Annotated in this window: 21 protein-coding genes; 6 read left to right on the top strand and 15 right to left on the bottom strand. The window is 37.6% G+C overall.

Going from position 1 to position 19,158, the window contains the following annotated elements; all coding sequences use genetic code 11:
• Window positions 1-16 precede the first annotated feature (16 nt).
• Entirely contained in the window at window positions 17-439 is a 423-nt protein-coding gene (locus tag H5157_RS07405) for a hypothetical protein (protein WP_182693800.1), read from the bottom strand.
• A 263-nt stretch (window positions 440-702) separates the two neighbouring features.
• Here H5157_RS07405 and H5157_RS07400 point away from each other — a divergent pair, with 263 nt between their 5' ends.
• Both H5157_RS07400 and H5157_RS07395 read left to right on the top strand, forming a co-directional pair.
• A complete protein-coding gene (locus H5157_RS07400; RefSeq protein ID WP_024603213.1) occupies window positions 703-1,404 on the top strand; it encodes a metal-dependent hydrolase in 702 nt (233 codons plus the stop codon).
• A 348-nt stretch (window positions 1,405-1,752) separates the two neighbouring features.
• The gene (locus H5157_RS07395; protein ID WP_182724452.1) at window positions 1,753-2,355 is read left to right on the top strand and encodes a thiamine biosynthesis protein ThiC; all 603 of its coding nucleotides are present in this window, start codon (window positions 1,753-1,755) and stop codon (window positions 2,353-2,355) included.
• A 218-nt stretch (window positions 2,356-2,573) separates the two neighbouring features.
• On the opposite strand, the gene H5157_RS07390 is transcribed toward H5157_RS07395, so the two are convergent.
• The 5 genes from H5157_RS07390 to H5157_RS07370 form a co-directional block, all read right to left on the bottom strand.
• Window positions 2,574-3,131, bottom strand: a complete 558-nt coding sequence (locus tag H5157_RS07390; RefSeq protein ID WP_182724451.1) for a hypothetical protein — start codon at window positions 3,129-3,131, stop codon at window positions 2,574-2,576.
• 665 nt (window positions 3,132-3,796) lie between these two features.
• Window positions 3,797-4,321, bottom strand: coding sequence for a hypothetical protein (locus H5157_RS07385; RefSeq protein WP_182724450.1), 525 nt, complete (start codon window positions 4,319-4,321; stop codon window positions 3,797-3,799).
• 170 nt (window positions 4,322-4,491) lie between these two features.
• Window positions 4,492-5,010, bottom strand: a complete 519-nt coding sequence (locus H5157_RS07380; protein ID WP_220496822.1) for a hypothetical protein — start codon at window positions 5,008-5,010, stop codon at window positions 4,492-4,494.
• A complete protein-coding gene (locus tag H5157_RS07375) occupies window positions 5,003-6,292 on the bottom strand; it encodes an AAA family ATPase (protein WP_182724449.1) in 1,290 nt (429 codons plus the stop codon). Before H5157_RS07375 ends, H5157_RS07380 begins: the two co-directional genes overlap by 8 nt.
• A gap of 87 nt (window positions 6,293-6,379) precedes the next feature.
• Window positions 6,380-6,967, bottom strand: a complete 588-nt coding sequence (locus tag H5157_RS07370; RefSeq protein WP_182724448.1) for a cold shock domain-containing protein — start codon at window positions 6,965-6,967, stop codon at window positions 6,380-6,382.
• A 392-nt stretch (window positions 6,968-7,359) separates the two neighbouring features.
• Here H5157_RS07370 and H5157_RS07365 point away from each other — a divergent pair, with 392 nt between their 5' ends.
• Window positions 7,360-7,977 carry a trimeric intracellular cation channel family protein gene (locus H5157_RS07365; RefSeq protein ID WP_076924633.1) on the top strand — a complete coding sequence of 206 codons (618 nt, stop codon included), beginning with the start codon at window positions 7,360-7,362 and terminating at the stop codon, window positions 7,975-7,977.
• A gap of 90 nt (window positions 7,978-8,067) precedes the next feature.
• Here the strand turns inward: H5157_RS07365 and H5157_RS07360 are convergent, their stop codons facing one another.
• Complete coding sequence (locus H5157_RS07360; protein ID WP_182724447.1) at window positions 8,068-8,580, bottom strand: DUF421 domain-containing protein; 513 nt, start codon at window positions 8,578-8,580, stop codon at window positions 8,068-8,070.
• A 26-nt stretch (window positions 8,581-8,606) separates the two neighbouring features.
• On the bottom strand, window positions 8,607-8,966 hold the full coding sequence (locus H5157_RS07355; RefSeq protein WP_182724446.1) for a hypothetical protein: 360 nt from the start codon (window positions 8,964-8,966) through the stop codon (window positions 8,607-8,609).
• 210 nt (window positions 8,967-9,176) lie between these two features.
• On the opposite strand from H5157_RS07355, the gene gloA reads away from it, so the two are divergent.
• The 3 genes from gloA (at window position 9,177) to H5157_RS07340 (ending at window position 12,087) form a co-directional block, all read left to right on the top strand.
• Window positions 9,177-9,704 (top strand): lactoylglutathione lyase, encoded by a 528-nt coding sequence (gloA, locus tag H5157_RS07350; RefSeq protein ID WP_182724445.1) that lies wholly within the window; start codon window positions 9,177-9,179, stop codon window positions 9,702-9,704.
• Window positions 9,705-9,872: 168 nt separating this feature from the next.
• Complete coding sequence (locus H5157_RS07345) at window positions 9,873-10,502, top strand: response regulator transcription factor (protein WP_007586773.1); 630 nt, start codon at window positions 9,873-9,875, stop codon at window positions 10,500-10,502.
• The gene (locus H5157_RS07340; protein ID WP_182724444.1) at window positions 10,489-12,087 is read left to right on the top strand and encodes an MASE1 domain-containing protein; all 1,599 of its coding nucleotides are present in this window, start codon (window positions 10,489-10,491) and stop codon (window positions 12,085-12,087) included. The genes H5157_RS07345 and H5157_RS07340 overlap by 14 nt, the downstream gene beginning before the upstream one ends.
• Here H5157_RS07340 and H5157_RS07335 read toward each other — a convergent pair.
• The 7 genes from H5157_RS07335 to H5157_RS07305 form a co-directional block, all read right to left on the bottom strand.
• A complete protein-coding gene (locus H5157_RS07335; RefSeq protein ID WP_024593597.1) occupies window positions 12,084-12,626 on the bottom strand; it encodes a hypothetical protein in 543 nt (180 codons plus the stop codon). The two genes, H5157_RS07340 and H5157_RS07335, sit on opposite strands and share 4 nt — an antisense overlap.
• 201 nt (window positions 12,627-12,827) lie before the next feature.
• Window positions 12,828-13,346, bottom strand: coding sequence for a hypothetical protein (locus H5157_RS07330; RefSeq protein ID WP_310736012.1), 519 nt, complete (start codon window positions 13,344-13,346; stop codon window positions 12,828-12,830).
• 247 nt (window positions 13,347-13,593) lie between these two features.
• On the bottom strand, window positions 13,594-14,457 hold the full coding sequence (gene htpX / locus H5157_RS07325) for a protease HtpX (RefSeq protein ID WP_002961248.1): 864 nt from the start codon (window positions 14,455-14,457) through the stop codon (window positions 13,594-13,596).
• Window positions 14,458-14,669: 212 nt separating this feature from the next.
• A complete protein-coding gene (locus H5157_RS07320; RefSeq protein ID WP_182724443.1) occupies window positions 14,670-16,253 on the bottom strand; it encodes an FAD-dependent oxidoreductase in 1,584 nt (527 codons plus the stop codon).
• Between the two features lie 121 nt (window positions 16,254-16,374).
• Complete coding sequence (gene bioD, locus H5157_RS07315; protein ID WP_182724442.1) at window positions 16,375-17,058, bottom strand: dethiobiotin synthase; 684 nt, start codon at window positions 17,056-17,058, stop codon at window positions 16,375-16,377.
• A gap of 44 nt (window positions 17,059-17,102) precedes the next feature.
• A complete protein-coding gene (locus H5157_RS07310) occupies window positions 17,103-18,002 on the bottom strand; it encodes a methyltransferase domain-containing protein (protein WP_182724441.1) in 900 nt (299 codons plus the stop codon).
• Window positions 17,999-19,150, bottom strand: a complete 1,152-nt coding sequence (locus H5157_RS07305; protein ID WP_182724440.1) for an 8-amino-7-oxononanoate synthase — start codon at window positions 19,148-19,150, stop codon at window positions 17,999-18,001. The genes H5157_RS07310 and H5157_RS07305 overlap by 4 nt, the downstream gene beginning before the upstream one ends.
• Between the last annotated feature and the right edge of the window lie 8 nt (window positions 19,151-19,158).

The following is a 19,158-nucleotide window of genomic DNA, read 5'->3' as shown; positions in this document are numbered from 1 at the left end:
AACTACATAGTAAATGCTATAATGTTTTTATCGCTTTCAAATAGTCTTTATTATAAAAGTACGCTGCTAAACCAAAGTAAATAACAGGACCAAAATAAGCGATTGGGAAGTGAGCATAAATACTAAGATAGATAATCGATAAAATAAAAAACAGACTCATGCTAAAGCAAACCACTGCCAAAAGCCTGCCTAACCAACATATAGATTGGGCTGCAATATTTAAAACAAACAAGCTAATAGCACCAAGTATTACATACACTAAAGTGTTTAAATCTTCCCCATGCGCTAAACCATCTTCGGTATAGTACATCATGTAATGAGCAAGCGGAGTCAGTGCTAATAAAGCCCAGAAACCATAACTGCTCCAAGTTGATGAGACAAAATAGTTACTACCAATGTCAGGCGCAGGAAACGATGCTTTATATCTATTTTGGTTCATGTGGATTCCAGTTAAGCCGTTTTATATAAGTTGATAGCTAGGCTTTTATTTAAAACACAAAAGGCCAATAGACAATAAAAACTGTCCGTATTATTGATTTTTATAAAAAAATTACAACTTGATTGCTCTACTAACCACAAAACAGAATAACAATTGTACTATTAGTAATTAATCAAAGTAATAAAAAATCTAATTAAAAAGAATATTGAACAATAAACTTTTCAATTGATAGAATGCCCTACTTTTTCCCATAAAGAGATACAATGGCAAACTTCAATACTCATCTTAATACTGCCGTAATCATCACAGGCTTAGCCTCAGCCACCTTACTATCTGCAAGCCATATTGATTTAAAGGGCGCACTCTGGCTTTGGTTTTTAGGCTCAATTGGCGGCTTATTGCCCGACATAGATTCAGATAACTCAACATCACTCGATACTATTTTTAACTTATTCGCACTCAGCGCTGTATTACTGGTACTGCATTACATAACCACCGAGCTCATTATTGAAATTAGCTTTATCGAGTTAATCGTAGTGCCGTTATTGGTTTACGGATTTATGAAATACATTATTAGACCCATTTTTGAATGGATCACTGTACACAGAGGTAGTTGCCACTCTTTACTATTTATACTGTTATGCGCGCTATTAACAACTCAATTAACATGGAAACTGAATGACCAATCAACCACACAAGCAGCCGTCTTTGCCTGGTTAACGGGTGGGTTTATTTTACTCGGCGGATTAATTCATTTATTGCTGGATGAAATTTACAGTGTAGATTTAAGTAACGTCACCATTAAACGCTCTTTTGGCACCGCTTTAAAAATAGCTGACTTCGATAATAAACTAATTACGCTAGCGTCAATTATTGCCATTGCAGGTTTGATCTATGTTGCCCCTCCCACAGAACAAACTATTACAGCGTTAAGTGACTGGTCCCATTTTACGTTTTTATCTTAACGCCGTAAGTATTAAGCCGTTTAACCACATACTCAAAATGTGTGCCCTCTTGATAATTAAGATAGTTAAACATTGATTTACTAAGAGGGTATGAGGCGCTGCGCTTTTAGAGGGCATAAATGGCTTGAACCTAAACGATTTCCCAATTTAAGTTTTGAATAAAACCAAAATTTTAGCCTATTTGTAATTAATTATTATTTTTATAGGTTTAAGTGAAATAATTAAATAGCTTTACCTGTCTTATAGGCTAAGTGTAAAAGCTAATTAGCTAAAAAGCTCCCTGTTTGACGTATTCAAACCTGTCGAATCTTTTTAAAGCATTAAATATAAAATTATAAGAGGTAAATAATGGAATTTACGAATAAACGCACCACTCTAATTACGGCATCTTTATTGTTGGTATTGGCGTTAACACAGGCTGTTTTTACTGCCCTTTACAGTGCAGAAATTAGTTTTTCAAGGCAGTATGCATGGGGACTAGAAGCCGTAGTTTTCACTCTACTTGTTGCCTTTGCGGGTTCTGCTATGGTGCAAGCACAAAACGCTCAGCTAGGATGGTCGGCTATAACATTTAGCGCAATTCTTAACATAGTACAGGTAAGCATTGGCCTTACTTTGTTTTCAACATTTGGAAAAGTAGCGGGTGCCGTAGAAGGCGCACAACCTTTAATTAGTGGCGTGGTTTCTTTGTCATTCATGATTTACTACGCAGCTAAATTATTATTGGGATTAGCAGCACTTGTTTTTGGCCTGTCTTACTTAGCTAAAGGTGGCAAAGCCATTGGCGGCCTTACAGCCTTAGCAGGCGCAGTTGCAATGCTTGCCAATGGTATTTTAATTACCTTTGGCCGTGATGGATTCCTTCCATCAGCTGTTGCTGGTGCATCAGGCATGATTGCAACGTTACTTTTAGCAATATGTTTAATAAGCCTTTACCGTAAAGCAGACTAAGGTTTAATACCTTACAAGTAATGTGCTTATTTAAATAAGTTATAAACATCGGCGTGTATTAGAGAGCTAATTCGCCGATGTTTTACGTTTAATGTATACGCTTAGCGCATCCCTAGTTTGTTCCCTTTCAATAATCTAAAGACTAATTCACAAAGAGGCTATGAGGCGCTGCGCTTTTAGAGAGGATAGCGGCATTTTTGGTAGCCGCTTAGTTGTAATTAATCACAGATCGCTGTTGCTTCCTGACGGTAATGAAGAATCTTCTCACACTCTGCACTGGTACAGCTTAAAGTTCTTTTTAGCTCATCTTCAGAGTATTTATTAGTAAGATGATCAATCATTCTCAATGAAGTGTCATAATACCTGCATTTAGTATTTTCTTTTTCAAGATAACGATTGAGCTCGGACTTAGATGCTTCAAGTTCAGATAGAGCCTGATCCCTTTCACCTCTAGCTTTTTCTATTTTCCCGTTTGCTCGGTTCTCTGCCCTTTCTAAGCGTTTACGGATATCATCAATCAAATTATTATTTCTAGTTATTCTAGAAACCTTTAATTGCTCTTCGCTATATTTTGATGGGAAAAAGTTTTTTTGTACTTTATTTAGGGATTTTATATCTGTTTGCCAAAAACCATCCCAATTCCATAGGAGAGCTGAACTAATTACTAACCAAAAAACAAATTTTATAACAGAAGATAAAAAACTTCCGTTTATACTTTCCTTAGTTTTTTCATTTTTTTCATTTTTTTCATTTGAAGATTGGTTTACGTCTACCACAAAGTTCTCCTTTAGATGTGGGTTGGGATTTATTTATTTGTGTAGTCTAGCGCCACGCTAAACGTTATAAATAGTGGTTTAAAATGTGCAAAGAAGCAAAAAACACTTTTTCACCTATTCAAACACCTTATTAAATTTTTATTCGTATTTGATCACGATTTTGTTTCTAACCTGATCAGGTACAACATATTTTTCATCTGGTATATATTCTAACGCAGTATATGGCTTACCAACAAAACCTCTCTGCAGTCTAAGTTCATCTTTTATATCATTCATGAATATTATAAAAGAGCCATAAGCACCATTTAGTCCATCTTCACTTGCTAAAGAGGTTATATCAAAAGCTTGATGTATGAAGTCAAGATTTGACCCCATATACCTAAATGTTATAAAAGTGCCATAAGTATCATTTAGTCCATCTTCAATTGCTCAAAAGGCAATACAAGTTTTAGGATGGGGTGTCTTGTTTATTTGTACCACATAAAAATGCACGACGAACGAAGCGTGAAATACAGTGGTAGTATTTAGTATCAACCAAACTTACTTGACGCTTTCTTGCATTGCCATAAGACAACCCTGATCGTTTTTTGCACTAACTAAAACGTAGCCCTAAATTTTGAATAGAGCAGAATTTAGGATTGGTGTCATGTTTATTAACTTCACTGTTAGCTGTTATGTTTATTCCGACATGGTGACCTTTCAATTTGATCTTCTGAAGCATAGCCACATTGGTATAAAGCACATTCGACATCACCTATACTTCTGTCTACACCGTCAAACTCACGATATTCGGTCTGATAATGCCTTGTAACAAGTGGTGCTCCGCAATCTGGACAAACTAAACTTTCATCTTCAATTTTACCCGCCAACTCAAGCAAAAGTTCACGAACTTTATTAACTATATTTTCTTTATCCTCGATTTCTAATTTATGATTTTTTTCATCAAGCTTTAAGCGTTTAATTTCAGTCTCGAATATAACTATGCGTTCATTTAATGATTTAGCTAAAGAATCAGGTGTGGCTAGCTTTAAATCAGTAATACATTCATTTTTAATCTGAATTTGCTCTTTTAATAACTGAATTACAGCGTCTTTTTGTTGTATTAACACTTTATATATAGCAAATAATGCGACAATAAATCCGACAATCGAAGCTATTTGTGTAAAAAAGATGGCATCATTGCTCATCATTATCCTTGTAATCCTAACGAGGCTGTAGAATAACTCCGACAGCTAAATCCAATTAAATAGCGAGTTCCCGTAAATAGCCCTAATCATTTTAAAAGTATTAGGTAATTCATTTAGAGCCCATGAGGTAGCCTGTTTCCCCAAAAATGTAAAAATAGGTTGGTGTCTTGTTTCTAATTACTATGAACTACATAATAGTTAGGAGGGACAAAACATTGTGTAGAAAGATAAGTGGTAAGAAAAGATTTATCTGATATCGAATTAAACCACTTTATACTTCTAATATTTCCACAGTTTACTGACAGTTCGCAAAAGACGTCTCTTGCAATATTATCATTTGAAGCAATTATTTTATCTGTATCTAGGGCTGCATCAATTAAATGAGCATCCTTTGAAGCTATACCTATTTTTTTTGCGTCAGTAAGATTTTTCTGTATTAGAGTATTAGTATTTTCAGCTGGTTTTATAAATTTCACTTTTTTCTGAGCTATCATTGATGCTAACCATTTTCTTGCAAATAATGACCTATGTTTCTTCCATTCAGCCATCATTTTAGGGCACATAGATAATGTATGTCCGTTCTTCGATACACTATCTAGTAGAGCTCTAGATCCACTTGAAACAGGATGCTCTGATGTACCTGAAGATCTTGCTATATCAGCATCTACTACTACAGAAAGAGGATTACTCACAAGCTAACTCCTCTACCGCATCAAGGTACATTTGTTCAACATTCAAGCTTGTATCATCGAAATCTTCAGGCCATTCCCCAAATGCACCAAATTCATCTAGCATTGCTTTAGCAACATGTGTTTCACCAGTTTCATTATCTTGAGTAAACCAGTTTAAAGATACTTTATCTTTATCTATTTCCTTTTTAACTACAGCTATTTGAATGCCTCGAATCAAAATAGAGCTGTGTGTTTCAATTATAACTTGAACACCACGTTTAATAGCAGATGCTATTATTGCAGCTAGCTTAAATTGTGCCTTTGGATGTAAATGTAATTCTGGCTGCTCAATATAAACATACTGCCCTTTTTTAGCTCCAATTAATGCTACAAGCACTGGTAGTGTTTGTGATACGCCAAAACCCACATCTGCAATATTTACGCAATCTTGATCTTCACAATTGTTAGTTCTAGATATTTGAATTTCAACACTAGTATCATCAATCTTATTTGTTCTAATATTGCTAGCAAGTCCTAATTCAGAAAGTTGGGTTCTCAATTCATCATATTTTGTTTTAAATTTTTTCAATTTAGCCCAGTCACTTACAATTGAAGCTACATACTTTTCGAAAGAGCCTGGATATACGTCTTCACTTGCTGCTATTTTGTAGGTTCTTTCTGGATTTCCTCTCAAACCTGGGACATGAATCAAGCGAACCACAAACTTTTCTATATGAGCTGAAGGCTCAATTACTGCTCTAAGAGGCGCATATTCTTTAGCATCAAATGATAACTCAGCCTCTATAAAGCATTTATTTCGAATAGCCTTCCATTTCGGTCTAATGTTTTTTTCTTCATAGAACTCTTTAATGAGCTTGAAATCATCTTCGGGCACTTTTTTTTCGATATCTTCAGACTTCATCCCGACTTTTAATGTTAAGCCATGTGGCATATCTGGATTAATTAGAGTAGAAGACTCCACTTGTAAGCCATGTCCTCTTTTATATTTATAAGTAACTCTGCAAGCTCCTTTACCTACACGCATATCAAGGCTAAATGATTTCTTTTTATAATTAGGAACTTTAGATATTATTTGTGAGGAATCGGTTAATTTAGCATTTTCACCAAATAATTCTAAAGAACCCGAGTCGTAATGGTTTTCAAGGGTTTGTTTAAGAATTAAATAAGGCTGCATGAAACTAGACTTACCAGAACTATTGGCTCCAGATAAAATTGTTAACCCGTTGAAAGATAATGTTTGTTTAGAAGCTAATGATTTATAGCCTTCTACAGATAATTCCATAATATGCCTCTGAAGTATGTTGAACTGCTTTATTTTTCATTAAATTAAACAATTAGTTACTGCATTTAAATCTAATATTTTATTATTTTAAAACCTTGTATCACTCTCGCAAGGTTTTCCATCGCCATCACCATCCATTTTTGTATTCGGGCAATTATTAATAAAAAATACCGCCTCTTTGCGTGAGCGCATTTCAGTACAATATTGCCTGCCATCACACGTGAAATTTTGCGTGCTTTTTGGAATAACGAGCTTTGGGTATTTTTCATCAAAGGTGGTTAAATCATCATTAGTAATAATGGGTGTTTGGCTGCTTGAGTGAGCGTTGTATTTATTAAATGCATAAAAGCAAAGTGCAGCAATAAGCGCTATTGAGGCAACTTTACCTAAAAAGCTACTGGCAAAATTAGATTTAGCAATGCGGTGCGGCTGGTTATTGTGTTTTTGGTAAGGTGCTTTAAGCTCTGCAACGCCTTCTATGCGGCAGTTAATTGCTTTGGTTTTACCGTCGGGCTGTGTTGCTACTTCAAAGTAAATGGTGTCGCCAACTTTAGGCTTGCGGCTCATGTGTTTGAGCGCTGATATGTGTATAAACGTGTCGTGTTCTAGGGTGTCTGATTTAATAAAACCAAAACCTTTGTCGGTTTTCCACGTCTTTAACAATCCTTTGTGCATGTATCCGCCTATTATGCTTAAGCTGCGTTTTACGCAAATTCCATTTAGTTAACACTTGTTATTATACGTTCCTAAATTAAAACCATGCAACCAATTATTCATATTGCGTTAATTTTCGCGCTTTCTCTATTAAACTTAGCTGAAAAATAAACGCGCTGAAAACAACTAAATCCAACCTGTTTTATTTATACTTTGCGGTCATATGTCCTTTAATTCACATGAATCATTGCGCACCCACTTATTAACTTAACAGCTTGTTTACACTGGTTTTTGTTATTAGTTATTTCTATCTGAATGATGCTTTTTTAGTATGATTTTTCATTCGTTATTTACTTAATTTATCTATACAATCCACACCTTATTTTTACGCACGAATTTCAAGTGATTATCTCATGCTACTAACCGTTGTTTATATTATTGGTATTACCGCAGAAGCCATGACTGGCGCACTTAGCGCAGGGCGAATGAAAATGGATTGGTTTGGCGTAGTGCTGGTAGCTAGTGCGACCGCAATTGGTGGTGGCAGCGTACGAGATATATTACTAGGCAATTACCCGCTTACGTGGGTACAACATCCAGAGTATTTATTAATTACCTGTATTGCCGGTATTGTCACTACGTGGCTGGCAAAATGGGTGGTTAAATTTAAAGGCATTTTTATGCGCCTAGACGCCCTGGGGTTAGCTGCCTTTAGTATTATTGGCTGCCAAGTGGGGCTTAATATGGGATTACATTACGGTATTTGTGTAGTGGCAGCGGTTGTTACTGGCGTATTTGGTGGGTTACTGCGCGATTTAATATGTCGCCAAGCACCGTTAGTATTACACAATGAGCTATATGCCAGCGTATCGTTAATTGTAGCGTGCTTATACCTAGCATTGCACCATTACAATATTGACGACAACATAAGCATTATTGTGAGCTTGGTTGCGGGGTACTTAATACGTATGGCATCAATACGCTTTAAGTGGCGCTTACCTACATTTAGTTTATTAGAACCCGCTAAGTAAGTAACTTAAATAAATTAAATGAGACAGGCTTGAATCTGCTAGGCAATCTCACCTGTCTCCTCTTTTATTATTCTTTAATGCTCTCTATCACTATTTAACGCTCACTACATCGCTTAACGCGGTTTTTAACCCACTGTTATTTTGCTTTAGTACGCTAAAACTACCATCGGTTTCTAGCACTACGGCAGCTACATCTTCTATGGCTAATATACCCGCACCACGAATAGCGGCGCGAATTTCTGATTTTGTTACGCGTTGTGATTTAAGTGCAGCCGTGCAGTATTCACCATCACTCAGTAAAAGCGTGGGTTCTGCTTTTATAAGCGCTGCAAATTTTGACGAGCGCACACTAAGCCACGTAATAATATATTGCAGCCCTATTAATACGACAAAGGCAAGTATGCCCTCAGCTAACGGAACACTTTTTGAAATAATAACAGACGCCAATATAGAGCCCAGCGCAATGGTGACTATAAAGTCGAACACGTTCCACTTTGAAAGCGTACGTTTACCCGATACACGCAGCCAAAACACCAGTGCAATATAACCCAGTACGCCTATTGTAAGTACACGTAATAACCCCTGAATATCATCGTAAAACATAGTGGCTCCTTTTTTGTAAGTGCTCGTTATTTACTTACATTTTTTAATCTAATTAATTGCTTAATACCTAAAAACGTACCAAGTGGAATAAATAAAATCCACAGGTAGGCATAAAATTTTGAAAAATTTATAAACATGGCTGAGCTGTTTATGTTTTTATTTAACCTACTATTTAGCACGTACGTATTTATAAAAAGCCCAATTAAAGCAGGAATAATTTGTATAAGTGATACTACAATGGCTGATGAAATATGCCCCGCGATTAACTTAGGATCGCCACCAGCAAATACTGTATACGCATTATAAAACCCACTAAAAAAACTCGTGAGTGCGAGTAATAAAAAAGCCTGTAATATTTGACTTAGTAAAGCTAAAAGTGTTTTCAAAAAAAACGTCCTAGTTTTTGTTAATAATATGCACAGAGATATTTATCAGCCCATTAGTTTTAATTATACGCTTTGCAAATACTGAGCTAGTAATTTAAAGGCAATTATAACGCGTTGAATTACCTAGAATGGTTTTAATTTAAGTGGCGGTTGATTATGATGGAACACGTAATACTTACACCCTTTTTATAATTTTCAGTAAGGATCACCATGTCTAACTATAACGAATCTCCAGAACAAGTTGAACAGGCCACTCAGGGCTTTGTTATGCAACAAACTATGTTACGTATTAAAGATCCAAAGCCGTCGCTTGAATTTTACCAAAATGTATTAGGTATGAAGCTGTTAGGTAAGTATGATTTTCCTGGTATGAAGTTTACGCTTTACTTTTTAGGCTACGAACAAGAATTACCGCAAGGTGATGATAAAACTAAAGCAGAATGGGTGTTTCGTCGCCCTGCACTAATTGAGTTAACCCATAACTGGGGCACTGAAAACGACGACAGCTTTGAGGGCTACCACAGCGGTAACCAAGAGCCCAAAGGCTTTGGCCATATTGGTATTAGCGTACCGGATGTTTACGAAGCCTGTGAGCGCTTTGCAAAATACGATGTTGAGTTTGTTAAAAAACCAGATGATGGCTCAATGAAAGGCTTAGCATTTATTAAAGACCCTGACGGCTACTGGATTGAAATACTATCTGCCGAAGGTATTACTGATATTATTCTTTCTCAGTAATAATAAGCTGCTATAAAAAGAGCTTAGTTGTAATCTCCACCAGCAACTAATTACCAATTTAGAACCACTGGTTTTGTTACCTTGCTTTTAAGTGAGGTAACCCATTTAAAACGTTTTAGGTAATTAGTTACCCACCCCGCTGTATTTTAAGCATAAAAGGAGATTTAAATGCTCATTGGCATCATAGAAGATCATCAATTAGTAAGAGACAGCTTTAAAAAGCTTTTAGAGTTACAACCAGATTGGAAAGTAATTATTGAAGCCTGCAGCGTAACAGAAGCCAAGCTGGCTGTAGAGCTTGAACAACCTGATATATTTATTGTTGATATATCGCTTAACGGCACTGAAACTGGCCTTTCTTTTTTATCGTACCTTGAAGAGTCTTTCCCGCATATTAAAAGTATTGTTGCCTCCATGCACGACCACGAACCTTATGTAAGCAATGCTTTACGATTAGGAGCTTTGGGTTATGTGTCTAAGCGCTCTGCCTCTGATGAACTAATAGATGCAGTTAAAGCGGTCGCTTTAGGTAAAAGATACATTAGTGAAGACGTAAATTTTTCGATGAGTAGCGAAAATTTAGCATTAACTGTGCTTACTAACAGAGAGCTTGAAGCCCTTCCGTTATTTTCTAAGGGGTTAAACGCTAAACAAGTGGCGCAAATACTCGAAATAATGCCTAAAACAGCACATGTACACAAAGCAAACATATACAGCAAACTTAATGTTACTACCTCGTTTGAACTGCTAAAAATTGCAATTGATGCGGGAGTAATACAGTTAGATGAACTTACCTAACGTTTCTTCTTTATCTAATGTTAGTTTTACTACCGCATACAAAGAGGTAGCTAAACAATTATTGGTGGGGCTAATTTACTTTATTGCTTCACTTGCCGCTTTTTGGGTTAGCCAAAACCTTGAAACAGTACCAGAGAGCAGCGCGATATTTATTCCCGCAGGCGTAAAAATTGCGTTTTACTTACTCACTCCAACACGCTATTGGCTCACCTTATGGGTTGTGTCGCGCGCCTTAGCTGCACAGCTTGGTTTAACATACAGTGGGGTTTGGGAGTTTGATTTATTTCATGGCTTTTGGCAGGAGCTTTGTTTTATAGCGCTTGTTTATGTGTTTAAAAATAGCCGTTGGCCGCCAAGCATTAACGACAGCCTAGGTATACTTTCGTTAATACTGCTTTGTGTTGCGAGTACATCTATAAAGTGGTTTTTGTTTGCCAGTGCGTTTGAATTTACAAATGTATTGGTTGCAAAAGAGCTACTACAGTATCAGTTAAACATGTGCTTAGGCGATATTACTGGCTCGTTGTTAATTGCCCCTTTTATTATGTTAATTTACGATTCTAAATACAGTTTTAACACAGTCAGGCTCACTAAGTTATTTGGCCTAGTAGCCACTTTAGTGTGTTTTATATTAATTATATTTTTTGTCTATGCGGTTCGCCCAGACACCTACCCGCTATTAAGGCTTGCATCGTTATTACCGATAATTTGGTTTTCGTATAAGTATGGCTCGTTAGGGGCTGTAAGCAGTGCAGCGCTTATTAACGCGTTAATAATTGTTGAAGCAAGCATTACGCACGAGCCTAGCAATACCTACATTAGCCAGTTATTTATTTTAGCAAACGCAATTACCAGTATGGTTTTAGGCGCTGCAATTACTGAGCTTAAACGTAAAAACAACGAGTTAAAGCAAACCAATAAAGAGCTTAAAGAGCAGCTAACTCAAAACACGGCGCTGGCTGCCAAAATGGTGTCGGTGCAAGAAAACGAGCGAAAGCACCTTTCGCAAGAGTTGCATGACGAATTAGGGCAAAACCTAACGGCATTAAAAACAGATTTAGCTATTTTGTCGCACCTTAGTAACGAAGATACCCAATCGTTTGTGACTACATTAAAAAACAATGCTAATTCGATGTATGACTCTGTTTATCAATTAATGCATTATCTTCGCCCGCGTGAGCTAGATGAACTCGGTTTAGAAAAGGCAATAACACAAGGGCGACTAAAAAACTTACTGCACAAGGCAAATATTAGGTATCAGCCACAATTTAAGTTAGATAATAGCCTTTCAAAAGATCACGAAATAGCTATTTACCGAATTTGCCAAGAAGCAGTAACCAATTGTATGAAGCACAGCAATGCCAGCAAACTGATTATAAATATAATAAACAGCGACGAATTTATTGAGTTAACAATTAGCGATAACGGGACTTTAGTAACCCCAACAGATAACTCAGGTCACTACGGTTTAGCGTTTATAGAGGAGCGCACTACGGCATTAGGCGGCACTTTTAAGGTGTTTAAACAAAATGGCTTTACCATTAAAGTAAAGCTGCCTTTGAGTTTTGATGGCGCAATTAACTAGCAAACATGAACTTGTTTGGTATAAAACTTTTGCCTTAATTGGCCTTCGTCAAGGTGGTCGGGATTAACTTGGATCTCGGCTTGATTACCTAATAGCTGTAATAGCATGCCTTTTGATATTAGATAGTTGCCTAAACTTGATTTTACAATCACTTCTTTGCCTATGGCTTCTTGTAAGCGTGGCGTAGGTAGGCTCGGATGGCTAATTGGTTTTAAGCCCTCAGCTGAGGTAAATAAGTTTATGCAATGCTCTTTAGCAGCAACAATACTTTCGTTTTTACTTTTAATTACATCTACATTATTTAAAAAATGAATTAGTGCTTGGTTAGCCCGATCAAACTCTGCTGATACGTCATCTATATTGCGGGCGGTTGCCCATTTTCGCACAACTATATATTCGTTTTTTTTAACACGAATTAAGCTTATTGAGGCTCCTGTCATTCTGCTATTCCACTCAATGCGGTAGCAATCAGTTCCTAAGCTGTGAAGCAACACGCTCATGCTTCCAAAATCCTTTGTACTTTCATCAATCAAGCTCATTTTCGATCCCTTCACTTGCAAGTTACAAGGAGTGTATAAACGATTGCTTAAGTAATAAATCATCCATATTCTTAATCGCTCTAGGAAAATGGCTTATATAAATTTTGGAATTAGTGGCTTTAAGTTAATAACTAATATTACATACAAAAAAGCGAGTGGTTTAGCTAACTGCTAATAATTAATTTGTAAGTGATTTATAGCTTATTTATAAGCCCAGGCATCGGTTATTCTTACTTGGCAATTGTTATAACTGGCCGCTTGTTTTTGCGCAATACCTCTTACTCTAAAGTTTGTTGAATCATTAGGAAGTATTATTAGGTCTTCGTCGGTTATTGATAGCGTATCAACTAGCGTGTTTTGATCTGTTAAAAAATCGACCTTAAACTTTATATTTTTAAAGGCGAAGTTTGATTCGTTTTTTACCTGCCCTATACATGCAACATACAATGCATCGTTTTCATTTTTAGTATTAATTTGGCTTACATTAGCGATTAAGTTTTTTTGTGCTTGGTCTTCAAGCCCTGCTACATAAATATTTTGATAAAAAATAAACCCAAAAATACCAACAATACTGAGCGCTAATGCACCAATAATAATGGGATTGTTTTCTAAGTTAGAATATTTAGCTTGAAGTGAGGTGCATTGCGGGCATTTTTTAGCCCGTGAATCTATAGTGCTAAAACACATAATGCATTTTTTAGTGTGTTGCACCTTTTCCACTACAATAACCGTCCTTGTTAAGTATTAAATGTTAAGTATTAAAACCATCAGCATTGCTGACTTTAAGGTATTTTAGTTTACTCATGCTAAAGAACCCCGTAAACACATATAGCTTAAAAAAGTAACGATTTTATAAACCAACATAAGATACTGTATATAAATACAGTTCATTGTATTTTAGCATTTTAACGTAAACATAAAAAAGCCAGCGGTTAAGCTGGCTTAGAATATTTGCTAACTTACATAGTTACTTGCGTAGTGCGTCTATTCGCGCATCAAGCGGCGGGTGCGATGAAAACAGCTCAGCAACACCTTTGCCACTTGCAATACCAAAAGCCATCATTGAGCCTTCTAATTGCGAAGGATGGTTTTGCTTTAATCGCTCAAGGGCGGAACGCATTTTGTCAGCACCAACTAGTTTTGCTGCGCCGCTGTCGGCTGCAAACTCACGTTTACGGCTGTAACTTGCAACCACTATGCTTGCTAGTACACCAAATAATACTTGGAATAACATATCGAATAAAAAGTATGTCCAGCTACTGCCGCCCTCTTCTTCATCGCTATTAATAAAGTTATCTACAATGCCTGCCAGTACTTTTGCGGCAAATATTACAAAGGTATTTACCACGCCTTGTATTAGCGTAAGCGTTACCATGTCGCCGTTAGCCACGTGCGATACTTCGTGGGCAAGTACGGCTTCGGCCTGATCTTTGGTCATGTTGTGCATTAAGCCTGTGCTTACTGCCACTAACGAGTTGTTTTTACTTGGGCCCGTTGCAAACGCGTTCATTTCTGGGCTGTCGTAAATAGCTACTTCTGGCATTTTAATACCTGCTTTTTGTGCTTGCGCAGATACCGTTTGTACAAGCCAATGTTCGGTTTCGTTTCGAGGCTGCGTAATCACATGCGCGCCTGTTGATTTTTTAGCGATCCATTTCGACATAAATAACGAAATAAACGATCCACCAAAACCAAATACGGTGGCTATAAGTAAAATTCCGCCAAGACTACGATGGCTTAAGCCCAGCGCACTCATTATTATTGAAAGCACTACACCTAATACCAACATAACCGCTAGGTTAGTTAATAAAAACAAAAATATACGTTTCATATTGTCCTCACAAAAATAGGTTTGATCACCGAACATAAAATTAAATTAGGTTAAAGCAACCACTGCGTTATGACACACTATGTCATAACGTTAGCGCTATTCTGTGACAAACTATGTCATAACACAAGTGTTATTTATGTGTTTATTGATAATTTTTTTAAGAAGGGTTTTACAGCAAATTTAAGACTAAAGTTTCTTTATAAGTCAGCTTATTACAAGCTGTTATTGAGCTCTGCCATATCAATCGGAAAACCACGCTCGTGTGCCAATATGCGTGCAACTTCGTCAATTTTGTCGCCGCTATTATGTTTAAGGTACGACCATTGGTGGGTACTTCGGTGATGATTTACAGAAGGATCGCTACTTATTATTCCTAATTTTATAAACTCACCCACTATTTGATCTGCCGCTATTAACGTTGACGATGCTTTTACATTTTCGGCCCGTGCGTAACTAATATGCGAATATAAACTTACATCGGCTACGCGCAAAGTGTCGTCATCCCCTGGGATTTGTTGCCCGCCATACAAGGCATTATTTTGTTTATTAGCAGTTTTAAACGCAGGGACAAACTCGGCTACATAATCAATTGCTGTTTGGGTACGAGTTTGCAATGCTGCTTTGTCCCAGCCATCTTTAATATAATGCAGGTATTTATTGGGAAGTTTAGGTTGTGCGCTCATTGGCGTGGCATCAGCTAACCCATCATTAAACAATGTAATGTTGTTTGTCATGCCATGTATTTGAAAGTATCCGTTAGGGTAAGGGGTTAGCTGCGCCATACCTTCTGGCGTACCACGGTTACCATAAATAATTATTTCGGGTATTTGCCCACCAGCACCTTGCCAATGAGTAATGTAAGAGGCTTTAAATTCAACCATGCGTTTTACATCTACCCCAACGAGGTCGTCAATAATACCGGTTTGAAAACCACACGCATTAATAAGGTAATCTACCTCAATGGTTTGTGTATCGGCTTGTGTATTGGTTGAAGTATCAGGTTGTTCATCAAGGCTTGGCTCTGATTGATATTCAATGCGCCACTTAAGTGTTTGCTTATCATTATTGGTATTTATAACTGGCGATACATTTTTAACACTGGTGCTTGTTAAAACGTGAGCGTGTTTGTACTGTGCAAGGGCGAGTTGTGCACTGGCCGATAAACGAAAAATATTCCAGCCATATTCTTGTGCAACAATTAGCGGAAACTTTAGCTTGTCTAAATCTAAATGCTTAGCAACGGGTATCATCCACTCATCTAACGACGTGGGCTTGGCTACTTGTTTTTGCTTAGCAAGCTTTAGCATTTGCTCATAACTATATAACTGATAATAATGCTCTGGCTCGCCTAATACTTTATTAGCGCTATCTTGCTCAACAAGCTCGCTGTAGGCTTTTACTAATTTATTTAAACGCGGAAATAAATCCTCCGGTGAGTCGTCATCACGTTTAGGCACTGCAAATACTGTGGGGCGAACATCGATGGTGTGAGGATAAAGGCGCGCAATATCTATACATTGCTTGAGTAAATCTATGCAGTCTTCGTCGGGTATTTCACGATATAAGTTGCCACCCGCATGCAAATGGCACATTGGAGGGCCATCAATTAACGACTTTTTCTTTTCAAGCACATAAGTTTCTAACCCTAACGCAGCAAGCCTAATGGCTATTGTGGCGCCAGCTGTGCCTCCACCAATTATACCTACGCGTTTTTTTGGTAAGCCATAGTTTAGTGCCTTTGGCTCAGCGCTTACGTGCGCATCTGGGGCGTAGTTTTCAATAAGTGGGTGCGTCATATAGTCGTTATGTCCTTAGTAACATTGTCTTTAAGCAAGCTATGTATTTATAAACGTTTATATGTGTACTAAGGCTGACTATTTCAAGATTTACCTAAAAAAGTAACTTTTTTAAAACCACTTAAGTGTTTATAGATAACGCACTAAGCAAGCTTTTGTATATTTGTAACTTAGGAGTTTGCTCGCTGTATGGGCTTATAGCAAGTATTGGAAACGGTAAACGTGCTTTAAGTGAATCAAGGTTTGCTTGGTATTCGTCCATGTTTTTATCTACTTGGTTTGCAATCCAGCCAACGCAGTTTATACCCATACTTTGCATATGCGCAGCGGTTAGTAACGCATGATTTAAGCAACCTAGTTTCATACCAACAACGAGTATTACCGGCAGTTGCTCTGCTTTAACCCAGTCGTATAAATAATCGTTTTTATTAATAGGTAATGCCCAACCACCAGCACCTTCGGTAAGTATGTAATTAGCGCCCTTTTGTTTTACATTTTTATAAGCATCACTAAGTTTATTAATAGTAATACTAACTCCAACTTGCTCAGCAGCTATGTGCGGCGCAATAGGTGGTGCAAACGCAAACGGATTTACTACGTCGTATTTAGCGCTCACTGTTGCGCTTTCCATTAGTATTAGGGCATCGGCGTTTACTAGTTGATCGAATGCCATTTCGCAGCCAGCAGCAAGGGGTTTAAAGCCAATGGCTTGTTTTTTGTGTTGGGCAAGTAATTTTAATAGCAAACTGGTAACGTGGGTTTTTCCGGCATCGGTGTCGGTGCCTGTTATAAAAAATTCTTTCATGCGTTGCCTTATGATCTGCATCTAACTTTGGTTTAAGTTTTAACTTAGCAATTAATCGCTTTTTTGTAATGGCTTTTTTCTAATGATAACAGCACCACATGATAAGACACACATGCTTTGCTATTTATAAGCGGATACGCACTGCATACTTTTTGTAGCGCCGATTTGGTAAGTAACCCTTGGCGCGTATTGGTATGATTTTGCGTAGTTGCACCTATAGCTTTAATTGAGGCAATAGCTTTTAAAGGTGTTGTGTATTCATCGGTGTAAATACGTTTTTTAGCGCTATTAATAGTAAACCCTGCATTTTGGACTGATTGGTTTATATGCAACTCACTATTAAAGGTATTTATGTGGCTGTTAGAATCAAGCGCTGCAAAGGCTGTTTTTATTTCGTTAAGTGAGCCCTCTACCACAGCGCTTATGTACGCCTGCCCGCCTGGTTTTAATATGCTGTAAAGTGATTGCATTAAAGCCGAAAAATTAGCAGACCACTGCACTGCAAAATTACTGTAAATTACATCAACACTGTTTGCTTGTAGCGGTAAGTTATCCATATCGGCGCATATTTTTGGTGCGGTTAAATTACTACTTTGCAGCATGCTTATGCTCAAATCCATGGCAATAACGCTTGCAAACATACTTTGTAAGGTATGTGTATTAACAAGCGGGCCTGCGCCTAAATCAACACAAAGCTTATTTTTATTAAAGCTTGGTTTTATGAGTGAAAATAGATCGCTCGCAGCATTTTTTTGTACATTTGCATGGGTGTTATAACTCGCCGCCGCTTTTGAAAACTTACTTTGTGTAGACTTTTTAAGCTCCTTATTTAGCTCCTTGCTTAAATCCTTGTTTATCTCTATATCCAATTCGCTACTTACTAGGCACGGTTTTACAAGTTGTGTTTGCACTAGGTCTGTTTTTAATACTGGCTGAGCAGTCATGCTATTGCACCTACTAAATACTTAACTAAGTGCGTTATGTCTTGCTCGGTATGTGCGGCGGTTAAAGTAATGCGTAAACGCGAGGTGTTATGTGCAACCGTGGGCGGTCTAATTGCAGTGAGCCAAATACCCTGTTGTTTAAGTTTATCTGCCGCTTGCAACGTTTGCTCAGCACAACCTAATACAATGGGCTGTATGGCTGTATTTGATTCCATTACTGCAATCTTATGGGTTTTAGCGAGTTGCTTAAATAACGCAATATTGGCATTTAGCTTATCGCGTTTATCATCAGCTGTTTTTATGCTTTTAATACGCGCAAGTGTGTGACTTGCCATAAGCGGCGACATAGCGGTTGAATAGGTGTAATCGCGATTAAATTGCAGCATATAATCAATAAACTGTTTACTGCCTAATACACACGCGCCGCTACTAGCCACTGCTTTACCAAAGGTAATGACTAATATATCTGGCAGCGTTTGAGTAATAAACACTTCGCAACTGCCCAAACCGGTTTTACCTAATGCACCAAAGCCGTGTGCGTCGTCAATCATTAGCCATGCGTTGTGCTGTTTTGCAAGTGCGAGTAATTCTTCAAGAGGCGCGCTATCGCCATCCATCGAAAATACGCCTTCGCTTATAATAAGCTTGTTTTGCGCTTTTGATTTTTCGAGCCTTGAACGTAAATGGTTCATGTCGTTGTGATTAAAGCGCACTAAAGCAGCGTTTGAGTGCATAGCACCGTCAATCAAGCTTGCATGATTTAACTTATCTTGAAAAATAGCGCTGTTTTGCGCAGCCGCTTTATCTTGAAACAGCGCTTTAATTACGCTGCTATTAGCGCTAAACCCTGAGTTAAATAGCATTGCTGCGCCATAACCAAATTGCTCACATAAGTACTGTTCAAGCGCTTTTTGCTGCGCCTGATAACCGGTAACCAATGCTGAGCTGTGACTCCCTAATGCGTGGGAGCCATTAAGTTTAACAGCCTCATCACCAAAGCCTAAGTAGTCGTTACTGGCAAAGTTAAGGTAGGTTTTATTATTAACCGTTATGGTGCGCGCTGTTGCATGTTGTACTACGTGGCGTTTACGAAGCAGTGCATCTTGCAGGCGAGCCTGCAGATGCGTGTTTATAAAATCAAAAGGCATTGATATAA

It is taken from the genome of Pseudoalteromonas sp. SG43-3, assembly GCF_014164385.1.
GTDB classification, from domain to species: domain Bacteria; phylum Pseudomonadota; class Gammaproteobacteria; order Enterobacterales; family Alteromonadaceae; genus Pseudoalteromonas; species Pseudoalteromonas distincta.
This window is presented reverse-complemented; position numbering and strand designations above follow the sequence as displayed.

Excerpts from the sequence above, each read along its gene's own strand:
- H5157_RS07405 (WP_182693800.1), bottom strand. The coding sequence starts at position 439 with ATGAACCAAAATAGATATAAAGCATCGTTTCCTGCGCCTGACATTGGT.
- H5157_RS07400 (WP_024603213.1), top strand. The coding sequence starts at position 703 with ATGGCAAACTTCAATACTCATCTTAATACTGCCGTAATCATCACAGGC.
- H5157_RS07395 (WP_182724452.1), top strand. The coding sequence starts at position 1,753 with ATGGAATTTACGAATAAACGCACCACTCTAATTACGGCATCTTTATTG.
- H5157_RS07385 (WP_182724450.1), bottom strand. The coding sequence starts at position 4,321 with ATGATGAGCAATGATGCCATCTTTTTTACACAAATAGCTTCGATTGTC.
- H5157_RS07375 (WP_182724449.1), bottom strand. The coding sequence starts at position 6,292 with ATGGAATTATCTGTAGAAGGCTATAAATCATTAGCTTCTAAACAAACA.
- H5157_RS07370 (WP_182724448.1), bottom strand. The coding sequence starts at position 6,967 with ATGCACAAAGGATTGTTAAAGACGTGGAAAACCGACAAAGGTTTTGGT.
- H5157_RS07365 (WP_076924633.1), top strand. The coding sequence starts at position 7,360 with ATGCTACTAACCGTTGTTTATATTATTGGTATTACCGCAGAAGCCATG.
- H5157_RS07360 (WP_182724447.1), bottom strand. The coding sequence starts at position 8,580 with ATGTTTTACGATGATATTCAGGGGTTATTACGTGTACTTACAATAGGC.
- gloA (WP_182724445.1), top strand. The coding sequence starts at position 9,177 with ATGTCTAACTATAACGAATCTCCAGAACAAGTTGAACAGGCCACTCAG.
- H5157_RS07345 (WP_007586773.1), top strand. The coding sequence starts at position 9,873 with ATGCTCATTGGCATCATAGAAGATCATCAATTAGTAAGAGACAGCTTT.
- H5157_RS07340 (WP_182724444.1), top strand. The coding sequence starts at position 10,489 with ATGAACTTACCTAACGTTTCTTCTTTATCTAATGTTAGTTTTACTACC.
- H5157_RS07335 (WP_024593597.1), bottom strand. The coding sequence starts at position 12,626 with ATGAGCTTGATTGATGAAAGTACAAAGGATTTTGGAAGCATGAGCGTG.
- htpX (WP_002961248.1), bottom strand. The coding sequence starts at position 14,457 with ATGAAACGTATATTTTTGTTTTTATTAACTAACCTAGCGGTTATGTTG.
- H5157_RS07320 (WP_182724443.1), bottom strand. The coding sequence starts at position 16,253 with ATGACGCACCCACTTATTGAAAACTACGCCCCAGATGCGCACGTAAGC.
- bioD (WP_182724442.1), bottom strand. The coding sequence starts at position 17,058 with ATGAAAGAATTTTTTATAACAGGCACCGACACCGATGCCGGAAAAACC.
- H5157_RS07310 (WP_182724441.1), bottom strand. The coding sequence starts at position 18,002 with ATGACTGCTCAGCCAGTATTAAAAACAGACCTAGTGCAAACACAACTT.
- H5157_RS07305 (WP_182724440.1), bottom strand. The coding sequence starts at position 19,150 with ATGCCTTTTGATTTTATAAACACGCATCTGCAGGCTCGCCTGCAAGAT.